Consider the following 18723-nt stretch of genomic DNA (forward strand, 5'->3'; position numbering starts at 1 on the left):
GCTCGAACTGGGTGCAGTCGGCGCACTGCCCGGGCGTGATGACCAGCGAGAGCACCCGGCAGCGGCCGTCCGCACTCAGATGGATCTTGGTAGTGAACCCGCCCCGCGAGCGGCCGAGCGCCTCACCTCCCGCACCACCTCCGCCAGCCGGTCGATCAGTTCCGCCCGAACCCGAGCGACTTTGACCGCCTGGGCAGAGCCCCCTTTAAAGGCGGGCGGCGGAGCCTGCCGGGCGCCGGCGGCGTGGTGGTGCGCGCGCACGGACGTCGAGTCGACCGAGACGTCCCAGTCGATCTCGCCGGCCGCGTCCGCCTCGGCCTGGATCCGCCGCAGGAGCATCTCCCACGTCCCGTCCGCCGACCAGCGACGATGCCGTTCATGCACGGTCTTCCACGGCCCGTACCGCTCCGGCAGATCACGCCACTGCACGCCCGTGCGTATCCGGTACAGCACCCCGTTCACGACCTGGCGATGATCCCGCCACCTGCCACAACGCCCATTGCTCACCGGTAGAAGCGGCGCCAGGCGCTCCCACTGGGCATCCGTCAGATCACTCCTACACCCCATAGTCGTATCAACGACTCAACTGATCGCCAGGACACTGCCTAGCACCGAGTGTGCGGGCAGCGCCCCTGCGGGCGAGCAGCATGTGAGCACCGCCTGCCCCGGCGCCGACCGGCCCGGGGAAACCCGCGCCGCCCTGCCGGGGAGGGCCGAATGAGCATTCCGTTCCAGCGGACCGCCGTCACCGTCCGTGGCGCGGGCGCGGAGGCCGCCGCCCTCGCCGGCCACCTGCTGCGCTATCCGACCGGCGTCCCGCCCGAGCACCAGCCGCGCCCGTGCCCGGCCCGGTACGCGGCGGCTCCCGCGCACCACGGTCCGGTCCTGCTGCTGCACGGCTTCATCGACAACCGCGCGGTCTTCGCCCCGCTCCGCCGCACGCTGGGCGGTCACGGCTGGACGCATCTGCACGCCCTCAACCACAGCCCGCTGACCAGGGACGTACGGGCTGCCGCCATCCTCCTGGCCCGTCACGTGGAGTGGGCCAGCCAGGCGCACGGTGGCGCTCCGGTCGCGCTGATCGGGCACAGCCTGGGCGGGGTGATCGCCCGCTACTACGTCCAACGCTTGGGCGGGGACGAGCTGGTGGACACCCTGGTCACCCTGGCCACCCCGCACGAGGGAACCACCGCCGCGCTCCTCCCGACCCCGTTCCCGATCACCCGCCAACTGCGCCCGAACAGCCCCCTGATGGCCGAGCTGCGGCTGCCCGCGCCCGGGTGCCGTACCCACTTCACCGCCGTCCGGGGCGAGTTCGACGAACTGGTCCTGCCCGGCCCGCACGCCTGGCTGCACCACCCGGACCTGACCGCCGACAACCAACTCGTCGCAGGCGCCGGGCACATCGGCCTGCCCTCGCACCCCCGCACGGTCGAGTCGGTGCGGCGCGCGCTGGAGGCGGCGGAGCGAAGGCGGGCGGAAGCGGCGGAGCCGAGGGCCGAGCGGCGCGCCTCGTGAACCGCGCGCTCCGCCCGACTACTCACGCCGCCCGGCCGCACGTCCCACCACACCAAGCCGACGGCCGACAGCAGGCCGCCGGCCAACGGATCACCGCTGCTCCCGGGGCGGCAGTCAGAGCTTGTCCACCGGCGCGTACCGGAGCAGCAGTTGCTTCCGCCCGGAGGCACCGAAGTCGATCGTCGCCTGCGCCTTGTCGCCCACGCCCTGGGTGGCCACCACGGTGCCCAGGCCGAAGCTGTCGTGGGTGACCCGGTCGCCGACCGCCAGCGAGACCACCTCGCGCTCGACCACCCGCCGGGCCGACTGCCCCCAGCCCGCCTTCGGTCCGGCCGCCGTACGCGGGGCCGAGGACGACGACGAAGAGGAGGACCCGTACGACGAGGAACCGTACGAGGACCGCGAGGAGGAGGCCGGGCGCGAGGAGGAGGACGAGCGCGCGGAGGAGGACGAGAAGCCGCGCGAGGCCGACGCCGCACCCGTACGCTTCCACTCCACCAGCGTCTCCGGGATCTCCTCCAGGAAGCGGGAGGCCGGGTTGTACGAGGGCTGGCCCCAGGCACTGCGCAGCACCGACCGTGTGAGGTAGAGGCGCTGGCGGGCGCGGGTCAGTCCGACGTACGCCAGGCGGCGCTCCTCCTCCAGCTCCTTGACCTGGTTGAGCGCACGCATGTGCGGGAAGATCCCGTCCTCCATGCCGGTCAGGAAGACCACCGGGAACTCCAGGCCCTTGGCGGTGTGCAGGGTCATCATCGTGATGACGCCCGTGCCCTCCACGTCCTCGTCCGGGATCTGATCGGAGTCGGCGACCAGTGCCACCCGCTCCAGGAAGTCGGCGAGCGAGCCGACCGGCGGTGTGCCCTCCTCCTCGGCGTCGGGCCGCTCGCCCGGGTCCTGCTCGTACTCCAGCGCGACCGAGGCGAGCTCCTGGAGGTTCTCCACCCGGGTTTCGTCCTGCGGGTCGGTGGAGGACTGGAGTTCGGCCAGGTAGCCCGTCTCCTCCAGGACCGCCTCCAGCACGGCGGCCGGACCGGCGCCCGACTCGACGACCTGGCGCAGCCCGGCCATCAGCGCGTTGAACTTCTTCACCGCGTTGGCCGAGCGCGCGGCCATCCCGTACGCCTCGTCCACCCGCAGCAGCGCCTGGGCGAAGCTGATCCGCTCGCGTGCGGCAAGCGCGTCGATCATGGCCTCGGCGCGCTCGCCGATGCCGCGCTTGGGCACGTTGAGGATCCGGCGCAGCGGCACGGTGTCCTCGGGGTTGGCCAGCACCCGCAGGTAGGCAAGGACGTCCCGGACCTCCTTGCGCTCGTAGAAGCGCACGCCGCCGACCACCTTGTACGGCAGGCCGACCCGGATGAACACCTCTTCGAAGACACGGGACTGCGCGTTGGTGCGGTAGAAGATCGCCACGTCGCCCGGCCTGGCGTCCCCGGCGTCGGTGAGCCGGTCGATCTCGTCGGCGATGAACTGGGCCTCGCCGTGCTCGTCGTCGGCGACGTAGCCGACCACCTTCTCGCCGTTCTCGCCGGCCGTCCACAGGTTCTTCTTGCGGCGGTTGGTGTTGCGCTCGATGACGGCGTTGGCGGCGGTGAGGATGGTCTGGGTGGAGCGGTAGTTCTGCTCCAGCAGGATGGTGGTGGCGTTGGGGTAGTCCTCCTCGAACTGGAGGATGTTGCGGATCGTCGCGCCGCGGAAGGCGTAGATCGACTGGTCCGCGTCACCGACCACGCAGAGCTCGGCGGGCGGCACCTCGGCGAGGCGTCCGGCGGCCTCGTTGACCCAGTCGCCGTCCACGGTGCGCTTGGGGGCGGCCGCCACCGAGCCGCCGCTGAGCTCGCGCACCAGCATGTACTGGGCGTGGTTGGTGTCCTGGTACTCGTCGACCAGGATGTGTCGGAACCGGCGCCGGTAGTGCTCGGCGACGTCGGGGAACGCCTGGAGCAGGTTCACCGTGGTCATGATGATGTCGTCGAAGTCCAGCGCATTGGCCTCGCGCAGGCGCCGCTGGTAGAGGGTGTATGCCTCGGCCAGCTTCCGCTCCATCGGGTTGGCGGCCTGCCCGGCGTAGGCCTCCTCGTCGATCAGCTCGTTCTTGAGATTGCTGATCTTCGCGGTGAAGGACTTCGGCGGGAACTGCTTCGGGTCCAGGTCCAGGTCGCGGCAGACCAGCGACATCAGCCGCTGCGAGTCCGCCGAGTCGTAGATGGAGAAGCTGGAGGTGAAGCCGAGCAGCTTGGACTCACGGCGCAGGATCCGTACACAGGCGCTGTGGAAGGTGGAGACCCACATCGCCCGGGCGCGCGGGCCGACCAGTGCCTCGACGCGCTCGCGCATCTCGCCGGCCGCCTTGTTGGTGAAGGTGATCGCCAGGATCTCGCCCGGCTGCGCCCCGCGCGCGGCCAGCAGGTGCGCGATCCGGTGGGTCAGCACCCGGGTCTTGCCCGAGCCCGCACCGGCCACGATCAGCAGCGGGGAACCGGCGTGCAGCACGGCCTCGCGCTGCGGGTCGTTCATGCCCTCCAGCAGCTGCGCCGGGTCGACCACGGTGCGGGCGGCGCCGTTGCGGTGCCAGGCGTCGCGCTCGGTGGCGGCGGCGTAGTCGGTCTGGAACAGCCCGTCCGGAAGCTCCTCCTCGTAGGGGGCCTCCTCGTAGGGGACCTCCTCGTACGGAGCCCCGTCGGACGGCTCGTAGGGCTCGTACGGCTCGTCGGTGCCGTACGGCGGCTCATCGGCGGCGGTCGGCTTCGACCCGGCGGCAGGAGCCTCGAAACCGGGGAGCGGGAGGTCGTCAAAGAGGCTAGTCATGGCCCTTCGAGTCTATGGCCCGGCGCCGACAACCCCGGGGGCGATCCCATAGCTCCACCGCCCGGCCGGTTCGCGACGGTTGCCACGCCCGCTCCGTTCGGCATTCACCCGCGGAACGGGCCGGCGACGGCCCGGGGCCCGGCGGCGCGCCGCTGCCTGCCTCCGGGCGGGCCGCCGCCGCGATCGCCTTCGCCCGGACCCAGCTCGGCAAGCCCTACGCCTGGAGAGCCACCGGCCCGGGGGTTCACCGCTCGAAGAGCGTGACGACCAGTCCCCGCACCTGCGTCGAGGTCCGCTTCGGGAACAGCCGGTCCAGCGCCGTGGCCTGCGGCTTCTCGTACTGGTCCAGCGGCTTGTCCACCGAGGAGCCGGGGGTCAGCACCCACACCCGGCGCGTGTCGCCGATGCAGGCGACGGGATCCGCGCACAGCTGCGGGTAGATGTCGCCGATGGCCTGCGCGCTGCGCTCCACCAGCACGTCCTTCAACTGCACCGAGTGCGGCAGGTAGTAGCTCATCGCGCTGTCCAGGTTGAGGTACGCGGCCTGGCTGCCGCGCAGCGCCACGATGCCGTCCCCGGGCCGGTAGCCCTTGGCGATCACGGCGGCGGCCGCCTTGGTGTCCAGGCCGTCATGCGCGAACTCCCGGCGGATGGCGCGCTGGTCGTACGCTCCGAGGAGCAGCACCAGCACCAGCCCCAGCGGCGGCAGCCAGCGCGGCCGCAGCGCGGTCAGCCCGGCCCCGGCCAGGACGCACCAGGCGGGCACGGTGAAGAGCAGGTAGCGGTCCAGGAAGTACGCGGTCGGTCCCTGCGACATCAACCAGACCAACACGATCGGCAGCGCCGCCATCAGCCCGATCTCGACGGCGAACCGCCGCCCGGCGGGCCAGGCCAGCGGCAGCACCGCGAGCACCAGCACCACCAGGCTCACCGCGGCCGAGCCGAACAGCATGTGCCAGAAGGTGTCGAAGACGTACTGGAGGGTCGGCGCGGTCAGCCAGTTCAGCTGGCGTCCCACCTGCCGGTGGCCGAGCAGCGCGAGCGGGACCACCGGCAGCAGCGCGACCCCCGCCGAGAGCGCGAAGCCGACCAGCAAGGGGTGGCGCCGCTGCTGCCACCAGCGGCCGAGCACCACGATCCCGTGCGCGGCCAGGAAGACCAGCGAGATCATGTGGAAGAACCCGGCGGCCGTCACCGCACAGCCGTACGCCGCCCAGCGCAGCGGCCGGGACTGCTCCAGCGCGCGCAGCAGCAGCCAGGTCGCTGCCGCCACCGCGAGCACCACGAAGGCGTAGCCGCGCATCTCCTGGGCGTACCGGGAGATGGACGGCACCAGCGCGAACAGGCACCCGGCCGCCAGCCCGGCCCGTCGTCCGAACAGCCGCTCGCCGGTCAACGTGACGAACGCCGCCGCGCCGGACATCGCCAGCACCGTGGGCAGCCGCAGCACCACCAGCGAGTCGCCGAACAGGGCCACCCAGTAGTGCATCATCAGGTAGTAGAGGCCGGTGACCGCGTCGACGTGTCTGAGCAGGTCGAACAGCTCGCCGCCGGTCCGATGGGCGGCGTTCCAGCTGACCAGTTCGTCGCGCCACAGCACCGGGCGCCAGCTGCCGTAGCCCCCGATCGCCAGCATCAGCAGGGCCGGCCAGAGCCACCGGAGGCGTCCGATGGACGCAGTGCGGGCGTCCGACGTCTGGTCGGACGCCCGCCGGGCTATCGGTACGGCGGCCGTAGCGCTCGCGGTCATCACAGACTCCCCTTCAACGTGACCTCAAGAACCGGCAATCGCCCAGCATCAGGGCGAGTTGGTGTACACGAAGACGACATAACCGCCGTACGAGGCGGAGCAGAGCGCGGCGAAGGCGAGCACGGCCGCCGCCGCCCCCTTCGTCCGAAGCCTGGCCAGCCCCGCGGCCAGCGGCAGCAGCAGGGCGAAGGCCGGGATCAGAAAGCGGGCGCGGGAGTTGAAGTACGCCGCGTCACCGAGCGCCAGCAGCAGCATCATCCCGCTGAACACCAGCAGGGTCAGCGGCTGGCGCTGCAGCACGCAGACCGCGAAGAGCAGCACCGACGCCGCCAGCGTCCCCGCCACCATCGCGTCCGTCAGCCAGACCGGCTCGGCGTTCATCAGCATGGCCCGCAGCACCTTGTAGGTGGAGCGGCCGAAGTCGAACTGGGACTCCCAGGCCTCCTGGACCTTGAAGTACCCGTCCCAGCTGCCCTTCTGCAGACCGACCCAGCCGATGTAGCCCGCGAAGCCGAGCGGTGCGATCGCGGCCCCGAGCACCGGCCGCCACCATGCGGGGGCCTTGGTCTTCCGGTCGCGGCGGCGCCACCAGCGCACCACCAGGGCGCCGAACGCCCCTAGGCCGACCGCCACCGCCACCGCCACACCGGTCGGCCTGGACAGCCCTGCCAGGGTGCTCAGCGTCCCGGCCCAGATCCAGCGGTGCGTCACCGCCGCGTACATGGCCCAGGCGGCGAAGGCGGTGAACACCAGCTCGGAGTACGCCATGCTCTCCACCACGGCGTACGGGGTCACCCCCCACAGGGCCGCGGCGATCACGCCCGTCCGCCGCCCGTACAACCGGGCCGCCACCGCGAAGATCCCCCAGGCCGCGGCCAGTGCCCCGACCCAGGCCACCAGCAGCGCCGCGTAGTTGACCGGCAGCGGCAGCAGCGACCAGACCAGCTTGATCAGCGCCGGGTAGACCGGGAAGAACGCGTACGCCTGGTACGGGCCGTTCGGCCCGGGCACCGGCTTGGAGCCCGCGTAGCCGTGCACCGCGATGTCCTGGTACCAGTACGCGTCCCACATCGTGCTCAGCCGGTGCAGGCTGTGGGTGCCGTGCTTGAGGTCCCACAGCGCCAGCAGCACCAGCCCCACCGCACGCACCGCCGCATAGCCGAGCAGGGCGGGTGCCGCGTAACGCGCCGAAGCGAGCAGCCGGTTCAGCGGTCCACGGCGGCGGGGGCTCCGCGCCGCCGGGCGCCGCGCACGTGGCGCGGGCACCGCCGCCGGGGCGCGCGTCCCGCCGTCGACCGAGGTGTCTGACATCATGCTCCGTCGTTCGGGCCGATACGGGCGGGCGGCGGTCGTGCCGGTGCGCGGCGCACTCCGAATCGGCCCGTATACACGGCCGCGCGCACCCATTATGACCCTGGGAGAAATCAGCCCTTCACCCCCCGGCGGTGCAGGATTATGCCCGGCGGTGTGGGTACGGGCAATGGTGCACCTACGCGGTATGCATGGACTAGCCTGCGAGTCGTGACTGTAATCGAACAGCAGCATGCCAGCGCGGCTGACGGCACCGGCAGGCCCCCTCCGGCCCAACCCGCCCTGCGCATGGGCTGGTTGGATGCGCTCAGAGGAGTGGCGGCGCTGCTGGTCGCCATCCACCATTTCGGGCTGATCCACCTGATCCCGTACGGGGGAACAATTAACCGGGAGTTCGATCTCGGTATATACGCCGTCATGTTGTTCTTCCTGGTCAGCGGATACATTGTTCCCGCTTCTCTGGAACGGCGGGGCGATGTCCGGGGCTTCTGGATCGGCCGGATCTTCCGGATCTACCCGCTGCTCGTCGTGGTCGTCACGGCCGCACTGCTGATCCTGCCGCGTGCCCACTCCGCCGTGCCCGACGCCGCCCACCAGACCCCGGTCCGCTTCGCCGTCGCCAACGGCCTGCTGCTGCACGAGATGCTGAACGTGCCGAGCGCGCTGGGCGCGATGTGGACGCTCTGCTACGAGATGGTCTTCTACTTCTTCGTCGGCGCGCTCTTCGTCCAGAACCGGCACCGGCTCAGCGCCCCGATCGCCGTGGGCTTCGCCGCGCTCGCCCTGCTGCTGGGCGGCACGGTCTCACCCGCGATGATCACGACCGACGACGGCTCGACCCGGAACACGGTCGCCGCCACCGCCGTGGTCATGGTGGCGGGCCTGGTCTGCGTCCTCACCGGGCGGGACACCCTGGTCCGGATCGGGTCGCTGGTACTGGGCGCACTCGGCGCGGTGCTGCTGTTCCTCAACGCCAGGTCGACGTTCTTCGAGTCGATGACGATCCTGGCGACGATGTTCGCCGGCACCGTGATCCACCGCATCGAACGCGGCCGGATATCCCGCCGGTGGGGTCTGGCGTGCTGCGGCTCCGTCCTGCTCTGCGGCGTCCTGGTCGGCTACCTGTACAACCACGGCGACGCCGTCTACCGGACCTGGACCACCAGTTGGGTGGGGTTCTCGCTCCCCTACGCCGCCGCCTGGGCCACCTTCGGCCTCGGCATGCTGCTGCGGAACCGCAGCTTCCCCCGGGTACTGACCTGGCTCGGCGCGATCAGCTACTCGGTGTACGTGGTCCACCTCCCGGTCCTGCAGGCGGTCCACTGGCTGTTGCCCGATGACGCCTTCCCGCACCACGGCCCGGGCAGGTTCGGCCCCGCGCTGGTCTTCCTGGCGGCCGTCCTGGCGCTCAGCCACCTGACGTACCGCCTGGTCGAGCTCCCCGGCCAGAACCTGGGCCGCCGCCTGTTGAAGTCCCTGAACGCCCCCTCGGCCCGGTCCGGGACCTGACCACCGGGGCCGGGACCGGCCGGTGCCCGGACGCGCACCCGCGCGTCCGGGCTCCGCCGCTGCTCGCGGTGGTCAGACCAGGCGGCGGGCGGTGGCCCAGCGGGTCAACTCGTGACGGTTGCTCAGCTGGAGCTTGCGCAGCACCGCCGAGACATGGCTCTCCACCGTCTTGACCGAGATGAACAGCTGCTTGGCGATCTCCTTGTACGCGTAGCCGCGCGCGATCAGCCGCAGCACCTCGCGCTCGCGCTGGGTGAGCCGGTCGAGGTCCTCGTCCACCGGCGGGGTGTCGGTGGCTGCGAAGGCGTCCAGCACGAAGCCGGCCAGGCGCGGCGAGAACACCGCGTCGCCGTCGGCGATCCGGAAGATCGCGTTCACCAGGTCGGTGCCGGTGATGGTCTTGGTGACGTACCCGCGCGCACCGCCGCGGATCACGCCGATCACGTCCTCGGCGGCGTCCGAGACCGACAGCGCCAGGAAGCGCACTCCACCCGACTCCCCCATCAGCGGGGCCGAGCGCCGCAGCACCTCCACCCCGCCGCCGCCGGGCAGGTGGACGTCCAGCAGCACCACGTCCGGCCGCTGCTCGGCGACGACCTGGACCGCCGACTCCACGTCGTCGGCCTCGCCGACCACGTCGATGCCGGTCAGCTCGGTCCGGCCGATCTCCGCCCGGACCCCCGTGCGGAACATCCGGTGGTCGTCCACCAGGACGACCCTCGCCACCCGCTCCGGTGCAGCGTCAGTCATGAACCCTCTCCATCTCCAGCTCGACCTCGGTACCGCCGTCCGGCGCCGGCCGCACCCGAGCGGTGCCCCCGTTGCGCTTCATCCGGCCGATGATCGACTCCCGTACGCCCATCCGGTCCTCGGGCACGGTGTCCGGGTCGAAGCCGGGGCCGTGGTCGCGGACGAACACCGACACCGTCCTCCCCTCCACCTCTGCGTACACCTGGACCGGTCCCCCGCCACCGTACTTGGCCGCGTTGACCATCGCCTCCCTCGCGGCCTGCATCTGCGCCGCGATCCGCTCGTCCATCGGGCAGTCGCCGACGCAGACCAGCTCCACCGCGACACCGTGCCGGTCCTCGACCTCGGCGACCACCTCGCGGATCCGCTCGGCCAGGGTGTCGGGCGCGGCCTCGGCGGCGGCCTCCGGGCGGTATAGCCACAGCCGCAGCTCGCGCTCCTGGGCCCGGGCGAGGCGCAGCACCTCCTTGGGGTCCTCCGCGCGGCGCTGGATGAGGGTGAGGGCGTGCAGCACGGAGTCATGGATGTGGGCGGCGATCTCGGCGCGCTCCTGGGCCCGGATGCGCGCGGTCCGCTCGGCGCCGAGGTCCTGCCACATCCGCAGCACGTACGGGCCGACCAGCACCAACACACCGGCCAGCACGGCGACCGAAGCCTCGATCACCGCGGCCAGGGTGGAGCTGCTGTTCTGCAGGACCAGGAAGCCGACGATGCCGGCCACCACCAGCAGCACACCCGTGCCGACCCGGGTGTACGCGGCGCGGCGCTTGGTGCCCTCCAGGCCGAACCAGCGCTGCCAGCGCGAGTCGTCGGCCTGCCGCCAGACCAGCGCGACGCCGACGCCGACGGTGAGCAGCGGCCAGACGTACGGCTTGGCGGTCTGGATGTGCAGGGCGCTGAGCAGCGCCATGATGCCGACCACCAGCAGCAGCAGGGCGAACAGCTGCCCGAGGCCGCCCCTGGTGCTCCCCGGGGAGAGCGTGGCCGCCTCGGGCGGTGCGCCGTCGTCTCCGGCGGGCTCGCCGTGGAAGGTGCGCTGGAGCAGCTCGCGCAGCCGGCCGAGCCGGCCCTCCCCGCCCTTGCGCAGTTCGCCGTAGCCGCCGTCGGCGGGGACGAAGGTGCCGCCCAGGTAGACCCACTGGGTGCCGCCGCGCGCGGGCTCGCCGATGCCGATCGGCACCACGAACCAGAACGCCGCGTACAGCAGCCCGCCTATGCCCTCGGTGAAGAAGAGCAGGATGAACGCGGCCCTGACCCAGGTGACCGGCACTCCGAGGTGCACCGCGAGCCCGTGGGCGACGCCGCCGAGCATCCGCCCGTTCGGGCTGCGGTACAGCTTGCGGAAGGGCGGGCGCCGCGGGTCGTGCGCGGTCGGGTCGGGCCCCGTCGCCGACGGGCTGTCAGGAACGAGGGGCTTGGGGTCGGTGCCGGGTGCTGCCACGTCACCGATGGTCACACGTTTGCACGTCCGAGCGCATCAGGGTACGCCCCTGAGCTGCTTCTCAGGGGGAGATCAGGGTCGGTCCCGGGCCGCCGGCGGTTGGGCCCGGCCGCTTCGGACGGGAGGATGGTGTCCATGACGGACGAGCAGACCACAGCGGCGGAGGACCCCGCCGCCCCCCGACCGGATCAGCGGCCTCCGCTGACCCGCAGCGACAGCCACCGCGTGGTGGCCGGCGTGTGCGGTGGTCTCGGTCGGCACCTGGACATCGACCCGGTGGTCTTCCGAGTGGTCATCGCGGTGCTCTGCCTCTCCGGCGGGCTCGGGCTCTTCCTGTACGGGCTGGCCTGGCTGGTCGTCCCGAAGGAGCCGGTCGACGGCAAGGCGGGCCAGACCGAGCTGCAGCGGGTCCTGACCGGACGGGTGGACGGGCAGTCGGTCGGCGCGGTGCTGCTGACGGTGATCGGCACCGGGGTGTTCTTCTCCTCCATGGACGACTCCGGGCAGATGTTCCCGTTCCTGCTGCTGGCCGGCCTGATCTTCCTGGCGGTCCGCCACGACCCGGAGCGCCGCCGGCGTGCCAGGGGCCAGGGCGCCGACCGCCCCGGCGGCCCGTACGACCGGCTGGTGGACCAGGACGGGCCGCTCGACTGGTCCCGGTGGGGGCAGCGGGTCGCCCAGGACGTCAAGGCCGGGTGGGACCAGCACAAGGGCGACTGGGACGCCTACCGGGCGACCTGGGACGGCTACCGGGCGACCTGGGACGCGCGCAAGGCGGAGTTCGACAGGCGCATGGACGACTGGGACGGCCGGGCGCGGGTCGACCTCTCCAAGGAGAGCGGACCGGCCGGGGAGGCGAAGGACGCAGCCGCGGGGGCGAAGGACGCAGCCGCGGACGAGAGCGGCCGGCCGGCGCAGGAGCAGCCCGCCCAGGCGCGCGCCGCGGACACGAAGCCCGCGGACACCCCGCCGCACGGCCCGTCCGGCTACCTGTGGGACCCGCGCCACCCGGAGCGCAACCCGTACCTGGCGCACACGCTCCCGCCGGGGGCGGCCCGGCCGCTCGGCGCGCCGGCGCAGGCCTGGTGGCAGCGCACCGATCTGCCGGAGGGCGATCCGCTGCGCAAGTCCGGCACGGCGGCCGGTCCGGCGGGCGGCGCGGCCGCGGTGGCCAGGCCGCGGCGGCACCGCTCCTTCGCCGGCCCGCTGGGGCTGCTGCTCGCGATCGGCGCGGGTGCGCTGGTCTGGGCGATCCCGTACGCCGACGGCAGCCGGGCGCGGGTCTCCACCGTGCTGGCGGCGGCGCTGCTGGGCCTCGGGGTGTCGATGCTGGTCGCGGCGAAGTTCGGCCGGGCCCGCGGGCTGCTCGTCCCGGCGCTGGCGCTCACCGTCCTGCTGACCGGGCTCTCCGGCTCCAGGGCCACCCTCGAATCGTCCTTCGGCGACCGGGTCTGGGCGCCGGCCTCGGCGTCCGAGCTGCAGAGCGGCTACGCGCTCGCCGCCGGCAACGCCCAGCTCGACCTGAGCGGGGTCGACCCGGCGGGCGGCACGCTCAGCACCACGATCCGGATGGGCGGGGGCGACCTCGAGGTGACCGTGCCGTCCGACGTGGAGGTGCACCTGACGGTGCGCAACGGCATCGGCAACATCCAGACCCCGAACAGCGAGGCCGACTCCGGGATCGGCAACAACCGCGACTTCGTGATCCACCCGACCAACGGCCAGAAGTCCAGGGGGACGGTGGATCTGACCGTGAAGCTCGGAATCGGCGACATCCAGGTGGAGCAGGCATGAGGAAGCACCGACTCGACCCGTTCTCGCTGATCGCGGGCGCACTCTTCACCGTGATCGCGGTGCTCTACCTGGTGGCCTCGCTCGGCGACCGCTCGGTCAACGGACGGATCGTCATCCCGGTGACCTTCATCGTCCTCGGTGTGGCCGGCCTGGCCAGTGCGGTCACCGCGATGTCCCGCCGCAACCGCTGACGGGCCGGCCTGGAAGCGGCCGCGCGCCGAGCCGTTCCATCGGCTTCGCTACGGCCCGGCGGCCGGTGGGGAGCGGGACGCCCGTACGGCTCAGCTCTGCAGGGGGCCGAGGTCGAGCCGGTCGCCGTTCCTGGTGACGGTGTACCTGGGCAGTGGCTTGGTCGCCGGCCCGTTGACCACCGCGCCGGTCGCCGCGTCGAAACGCGAGCCGTGGCAGGGGCAGTACAGCTGCCCGCCCTTCGGGGCGTTCACCGTGCAGCCGGAGTGGGTGCAGATCGCGGAGAGGCCGCAGTACTGCCCGGTCTTGGGCTGCACGATGTAGACGGCGTCACCGCTGGCGGGGTCCGCGACCTGCGCAGAGCCCCCGACCGGCACGGCCGAGACGGCCACCGAGGGCTTCTGGCCGCCTGCCGCGGTGGCCCCCCGGGACGGGGCGGCGGACCCGGACGGCGCCGTCGAGGGCCCGGTGGCCGCCTTCTTCGGTCGCCCGAAGGTGGCCGTCAGCGACCCGGCGAGCAGCCCGGCCCCGCCGAGCGCGACGGCGGCGATCCCGCCGTCCATCAGCGAACGCCGGTTGACCTGCCCCTCGACCAGCCCGCGCTGCCGGTCCCGTTCGGCCCGCCGCTGCAGATAGCCGTCGATCGAGAGGTACGGCGTGCCGGCCAGCAGCAGCGGGGTCCAGGCCGCCAGGTAGGCGAGGTCGTTGCCGAGGTAGTACGGAGTGACGTTCCAGCTGACGGTCAGACAGAGGACGAAGCTGATCGCCGCGCCGCCGAGCGCGGCCAGCCGGCCCCAGAGCCCGAAGAGCGTGCCGAGCCCGACCGCCAGTTCGCCGAAGGCGACGAGCAGCGAGAAGAAGGCCGGCGCGTGCAGGGCGGGGCCGAGCAGGAAACCGATCGGGCTGGACGCCTTCACCACCTGGGTCTGGGAGTAGAAGGAGGCCGGGTCGCCGGAGCCCGCCAGGTAGTGCGGGTCGGAGAGCTTGTCGATGGACGCGTAGACGAAGGTGGCCCCGAGGAAGATCCGCAACGGCAGCAGGGCGTACCCGGCGGCCTCTGCTCGCAGCCTGGCCACCAGCTCGGCTCTGCCCGGCCTTTCTGCTCCGTCGTTCGCCGCCGTCATGCCGACCCCTTTGTTCACCGCCTGTCAACTGCTGACAGGTCCGGTCCGATTCTGCCCTGTTTCGCACGGCTTTCCCGGGTACCGTCTGCACAGCAGACGGCCGCGCCGCCGCTCCCGAACCCACGGGAGCGGCGGCGCGGCCGTTCGAAGCCGGGGGAGATCACTCCCACTCGATGGTGCCCGGCGGCTTGCTGGTGCAATCCAGCACGACCCGGTTCACGTCGCGGACCTCGTTGGTGATCCGGGTGGAGATGCGGGCCAGCACCTCGTAAGGCAGGCGCGACCAGTCGGCGGTCATGGCGTCCTCGGAGGAGACCGGGCGCAGCACGATCGGGTGGCCGTAGGTGCGGCCGTCGCCCTGGACGCCGACGCTGCGGACGTCCGCGAGCAGCACCACCGGGCACTGCCAGATCTCGCGGTCCAGACCGGCCGCGGTCAGTTCCTCGCGGGCGATGGCGTCGGCCTCGCGGAGCAGGTCCAGGCGCTCCTTGGTGACCTCGCCGACGATCCGGATGCCCAGGCCCGGGCCCGGGAACGGCTGGCGGTGGACGATCTCCTCCGGCAGGCCGAGCTCCTGGCCGACCATCCGGACTTCGTCCTTGAACAGCTTGCGCAGCGGCTCGACCAACTTGAACTCGAGGTCCTCGGGCAGGCCGCCGACGTTGTGGTGCGACTTGATGTTCGCGGTGCCGGTACCGCCGCCGGACTCCACCACGTCCGGGTAGAGGGTGCCCTGCACCAGGAACTCGACCGGCTGGCCCGAGGCGCCGGCCTCGGCGATGATCTCCGCCTGGGCCTGCTCGAAGACCCGGATGAACTCCCGGCCGATGATCTTGCGCTTCTCCTCGGGGTCGCTGACCCCGGCGAGCGCGGTCAGGAAGCGCTCCTGCGCGTCCACGACCTTCAGCTGGACGCCGGTCGCGGCGACGAAGTCCTTCTCGACCTGCTCGGTCTCGCCCTTGCGCATCAGACCGTGGTCGACGTAGACGCAGGTGAGCTGGTCGCCGATGGCCTTCTGCACCAGCGCGGCCGCGACGGCGGAGTCCACACCGCCGGACAGGCCGCAGATGGCGCGCTTGGTGCCGACCTGCTCGCGGATCAGCGCGACCTGCTCGTCCACCACGTTGCTCGTGGTCCAGGTCGGGGCGATCCCGGCGCCGCGGTACAGGAAGTGCTCCAGCACCTGCTGGCCGTAGTCGGAGTGCAGCACCTCGGGGTGGTACTGGACGCCGTAGAGCTTCTTCTCGTCGTTCTCGAAGGCGGCGACCGGCACCAGGTCGGTGGACGCGGAGACGGCGAAGCCCTCGGGGGCGGCGGAGCAGGCGTCGCCGTGCGACATCCAGACCGACTGCTGCTCGGGGGTGCCCTCGAACAGGGTGGAGCCGGGCTTGACGACGGTCAGCGGGGTACGGCCGTACTCGCGCGCACCGGTGTTGTCCACGGTGCCGCCGAGGGTGATGGCCATCAGCTGGAAGCCGTAGCACATGCCGAAGACCGGGATGCCGGCCTCGAAGATGGCGCGGTCCAGGCGCGGCGCGCCCTCCTCGTAGACCGAGGACGGGCCGCCGGAGAGGATGATCGCCTTGGGGTTCTTGGCGAGCATCTCGGCAACCGGCATGGTGCTCGGCACGATCTCGCTGTAGACCCGGGCCTCACGCACCCGACGGGCGATGAGCTGGGCGTACTGGGCACCGAAGTCGACGACCAGGACGGTGTCGAGCTCGTGTGCGGACTGGTCGGGAATAGCAGAGGACACAGACGGCCTTCCGGCAGCGGTATCAAGAGGTGTCGCACGCGGCACGCCCCTGGCAGGGTGGCGGGCGACTGTGGGGGTGTCTGCCCTTGAGTCTACCGGGCGGCCGGAAGACTGTGGCTTCACCCAGTTGCCAAGGCTTCGCACCGTGACCCCGGGGTGCGGCGATTCGTTGCACCCCACGACCGTACGAGCGCTCGCACCCCCCAGGTTCGGGCCGCCCGGTACGGGCACCGAACCACGCGTGGATCTCACCTCAGTCCACCCGTGCGCGTGGCGCTGCCGTCCTCGGGCCAGACCGGGCGCGGCCCGCCGTGGGACCGTGCACGGGTGCAGTGGCCGGGTGGCAGGGGACAGCCTCCGGTCACGACTGACCAAGGGAGGTGCGGCGGCCGGTGCCGGGGACGCCCGGTTCCGTCCGCCGCACCATCCAGGGTCGGCACCGCCCGCGCCGACCGCCCCCGGCACACTCCCGTACGCCGCCGCCCCACCGGCTACTACGGAACGTAGTCGGCCTCCGCCTGCCGTCCGGCACGGCCTGTCGTGCGGCGGGCAGGGTACGGCAGGCCGGGCCCGGAAAATTGGACTGTGCCGAACTGCGTCGAATCGGTTGCACAGTAAGGGCTCCGTCCACCACGATGCTGGAGCGGGGGTCGACCGGGCCCTCGTACCGCACACCTTCCCGGCGCCGGGCGGCCGCCCTGAGCGCCGAACGAAAACGGTTGTCACCTCACGCTCCGTGAGGGATGAGCTGACCCGTTCCCCCGTGCCGCGCCTCGGCCCACCCCTGCCGGGCGTCCGGCTCGACCCACGACCAACCGTCCGGACGGCGCTCCTCCCCCGGCGCCGTCACCCCAGCACCGGTGCTGCCCTGACACCGTGTGCTGAGCGACAAAGGGCCCCGTTCCCCCGCGGGGCCCTTTGCCCTGCGCTCTCCACGCCGCGCGGCAACCGGACGCACGGCTTCCAGCAACCCGGCCTAGCCGCGCCGCACCAGCGGCAGCAGCCGCAGCGCGCCGAAGGCCCCCGCCGGCACCGCCGGCCGCACCGGCACCACCGGTGCCACCCGCCGGTACTCCTCGCCCTGGACGGGCCTCGGGTCGGCCTCACCCCGGTTCGGCCACATCGACATGGCCCGCTCGGCCTGGGCCGTGATGGTCAGCGAGGGGTTGACCCCGAGGTTGGCGGAGATCGCGGAGCCGTCCACCACGCTGATCCCGGGGTAGCCGTGAACGCGGTGGTACGGGTCGATGACCCCCTTCTCCGGTCGGTCGGAGATCGGGCAGCCGCCGATGAAGTGGGCGGTCATCGGGATGTCGAAGATCTCTCCGACGGTGCTGCCGGCGAAACCGTTGATCGATTCGGCCAGTGCCTTGGCGCCCTCCTCCGCCGCCGGGATCCAGGTCGGGTTCGGCGCGCCGTGCCCCTGGCGGGAGGTGAGCCTGCCCTTCCCCGGGCCGGTCTTCTTCAACGACACCGTCAGCGAGTTGTCCAGCGACTGCATCACCAGGCCGATGATGGTCTTCTCCGACCAGCGGTGCTGGTTCCGCGACTGCGCGAAGATCACCGGATGCCTGAGCGCCGTGACGGCGAACCGCAGCCAGCGCGGCCCGCGCCCGGCCCCGGGCACCTGCTGGACGCTCAGCGCCCCCATCGCGTTCGACCCCTTGCCGTACCGCACCGGCTCGATGTGGGTGTTCTCGTTCGGGTGGATCGAGGAGGTGATGGCCACCCCCTTGGTGAAGTCGACGCGCGAGCCGTAGCGCCGGTCGGTGGTCGAAGCACCCACCAGAGCCTCGGAGTTGGTGCGGGTGAGCTCACCGAGGCGGGCGGAGAGCGCGGGCAGGTGGCCCCGGTCGCGCATCCGGTGCAGCAGCGTCTGCGTCCCGTACGTCCCGGCGGCGACCACCACCTGCGCGGCGGTGACCGTCCGCGCCCCGGCCCTGGCCCGGTCCTTGGCCCGCCCCCTGGAACGAGCGGGCATGCCCGAGTTGGTGCGCCGTACGTCCACCGCGAAGCCGCCCGCCGCCAGCGGTCGGATCCGCTCCACCGTGGTGAGCGGGTGGATCTCGGCGCCGTTCCGTTCGGCGAGGAACAGGTAGTTCTCGGTGAGCGTGTTCTTGGCGCCGTGCCGGCAGCCGGTCATGCACTCGCCGCACTCGACGCACGCCTTCCGGCGCGGGCCCGCGCCCCCGAAGTACGGGTCCTCGACCTCCTCGCCGGGCGCGGCCTTCGCGCGACCGTCCGAGTCCTTGCCGTCTCCGAAGAAGACCCCGACCGGGGCGAGGTGGAAGGTGTGCCCGACGCCCATCTTCTCCGCGGCGTCCTTGAGATGGACGTCGGACGGGGTCACGGTCGGGTTGGTGCGCACCCCGAGCATCCGCTGCGCCTGGTCGTAGAAGGGGCTGAGCTCCTCCTGCCAGTCGGTGATGTGCCGCCACTGGCGGTCATCGAAGAACTGCTTCGGCGGAACGTACAGGGTGTTGGCGTAGTTCAGCGAACCGCCGCCGACGCCCGCGCCGCCGAGCACCAGGACGTTGGCGAGCAGGTGGATCCGCTGGATGCCGTACAGGCCGAGCGAGGGTGCCCACAGGTAGTTCCTGATGTCCCAGGAGTTCTTGGGCAGTTCGTCCGGTCCGAACCTGCGCCCGGCCTCCAGGACGGCGACCTTGTAACCCTTCTCGGTCAGCCGCAGGGCCGCGACCGAGCCGCCGAACCCCGAACCGATCACCACCACGTCGTAGTCGTGCACACCCTCGACCGCCATACCGCTTTC

The 18723-nt window shown here is 72.0% G+C and carries 12 protein-coding genes and 2 pseudogenes; 4 read left to right on the forward strand and 10 right to left on the reverse strand.

The window, feature by feature from the left end; all coding sequences use genetic code 11:
- Positions 1–567 (reverse strand): annotated as a pseudogene (locus tag ABD369_RS03815) (IS5 family transposase); the annotation flags it as partial.
- Between the two features lie 150 nt (positions 568–717).
- Between ABD369_RS03815 and ABD369_RS03820 the strand changes: the two are divergent.
- A complete protein-coding gene (locus ABD369_RS03820) occupies positions 718–1518 on the forward strand; it encodes an esterase/lipase family protein (protein WP_344634760.1) in 801 nt (266 codons plus the stop codon).
- A 114-nt stretch (positions 1519–1632) separates the two neighbouring features.
- Here ABD369_RS03820 and pcrA read toward each other — a convergent pair whose 3' ends face one another.
- The 3 genes from pcrA to ABD369_RS03835 all read right to left on the reverse strand — a co-directional run bounded on the left by pcrA (position 1633) and on the right by ABD369_RS03835 (position 7387).
- On the reverse strand, positions 1633–4326 hold the full coding sequence (gene pcrA, locus ABD369_RS03825) for a DNA helicase PcrA (RefSeq protein ID WP_344634761.1): 2694 nt from the start codon (positions 4324–4326) through the stop codon (positions 1633–1635).
- Positions 4327–4570: 244 nt separating this feature from the next.
- Entirely contained in the window at positions 4571–6076 is a 1506-nt protein-coding gene (locus tag ABD369_RS03830) for a glycosyltransferase family 39 protein (protein ID WP_344634762.1), read from the reverse strand.
- Positions 6077–6124: 48 nt separating this feature from the next.
- Positions 6125–7387 carry a glycosyltransferase family 39 protein gene (locus ABD369_RS03835; RefSeq protein WP_344634763.1) on the reverse strand — a complete coding sequence of 421 codons (1263 nt, stop codon included), beginning with the start codon at positions 7385–7387 and terminating at the stop codon, positions 6125–6127.
- Positions 7388–7597: 210 nt separating this feature from the next.
- On the opposite strand from ABD369_RS03835, the gene ABD369_RS03840 reads away from it, so the two are divergent.
- The gene (locus ABD369_RS03840) at positions 7598–8896 is read left to right on the forward strand and encodes an acyltransferase family protein (RefSeq protein WP_344634764.1); all 1299 of its coding nucleotides are present in this window, start codon (positions 7598–7600) and stop codon (positions 8894–8896) included.
- Between the two features lie 72 nt (positions 8897–8968).
- On the opposite strand, the gene ABD369_RS03845 is transcribed toward ABD369_RS03840, so the two are convergent.
- Positions 8969–9646 carry a LuxR C-terminal-related transcriptional regulator gene (locus ABD369_RS03845; RefSeq protein WP_344634765.1) on the reverse strand — a complete coding sequence of 226 codons (678 nt, stop codon included), beginning with the start codon at positions 9644–9646 and terminating at the stop codon, positions 8969–8971.
- A complete protein-coding gene (locus tag ABD369_RS03850) occupies positions 9639–11087 on the reverse strand; it encodes a PspC domain-containing protein (RefSeq protein ID WP_425557530.1) in 1449 nt (482 codons plus the stop codon). Before ABD369_RS03850 ends, ABD369_RS03845 begins: the two co-directional genes overlap by 8 nt.
- A 135-nt stretch (positions 11088–11222) precedes the next feature.
- Here ABD369_RS03850 and ABD369_RS03855 point away from each other — a divergent pair, with 135 nt between their 5' ends.
- On the forward strand, positions 11223–12881 hold the full coding sequence (locus ABD369_RS03855; RefSeq protein ID WP_344634766.1) for a PspC domain-containing protein: 1659 nt from the start codon (positions 11223–11225) through the stop codon (positions 12879–12881).
- Positions 12878–13072, forward strand: a complete 195-nt coding sequence (locus ABD369_RS03860) for a hypothetical protein (RefSeq protein WP_344634767.1) — start codon at positions 12878–12880, stop codon at positions 13070–13072. The genes ABD369_RS03855 and ABD369_RS03860 overlap by 4 nt, the downstream gene beginning before the upstream one ends.
- Positions 13073–13162: 90 nt before the next feature.
- On the opposite strand, the gene ABD369_RS41060 is transcribed toward ABD369_RS03860, so the two are convergent.
- From ABD369_RS41060 to ABD369_RS03875, 4 genes and pseudogenes are all read right to left on the reverse strand, one after another.
- Positions 13163–13633: a QcrA and Rieske domain-containing protein gene (locus ABD369_RS41060; protein ID WP_425557539.1), complete on the reverse strand. Its 471-nt coding sequence runs from the start codon at positions 13631–13633 to the stop codon at positions 13163–13165.
- Between the two features lie 48 nt (positions 13634–13681).
- Positions 13682–14194 (reverse strand): annotated as a pseudogene (locus ABD369_RS41065) (DoxX family protein); the annotation flags it as partial.
- A 160-nt stretch (positions 14195–14354) separates the two neighbouring features.
- Complete coding sequence (guaA, locus tag ABD369_RS03870) at positions 14355–15950, reverse strand: glutamine-hydrolyzing GMP synthase (RefSeq protein ID WP_344634769.1); 1596 nt, start codon at positions 15948–15950, stop codon at positions 14355–14357.
- 976 nt (positions 15951–16926) lie between these two features.
- Positions 16927–18714, reverse strand: coding sequence for a GMC oxidoreductase (locus tag ABD369_RS03875; RefSeq protein WP_344634770.1), 1788 nt, complete (start codon positions 18712–18714; stop codon positions 16927–16929).
- Positions 18715–18723: the final 9 nt, after the last annotated feature.

The sequence above is a fragment of the Kitasatospora cystarginea genome (genome assembly GCF_039533515.1).
Taxonomy (GTDB): Bacteria; Actinomycetota; Actinomycetes; order Streptomycetales; family Streptomycetaceae; genus Kitasatospora; species Kitasatospora cystarginea.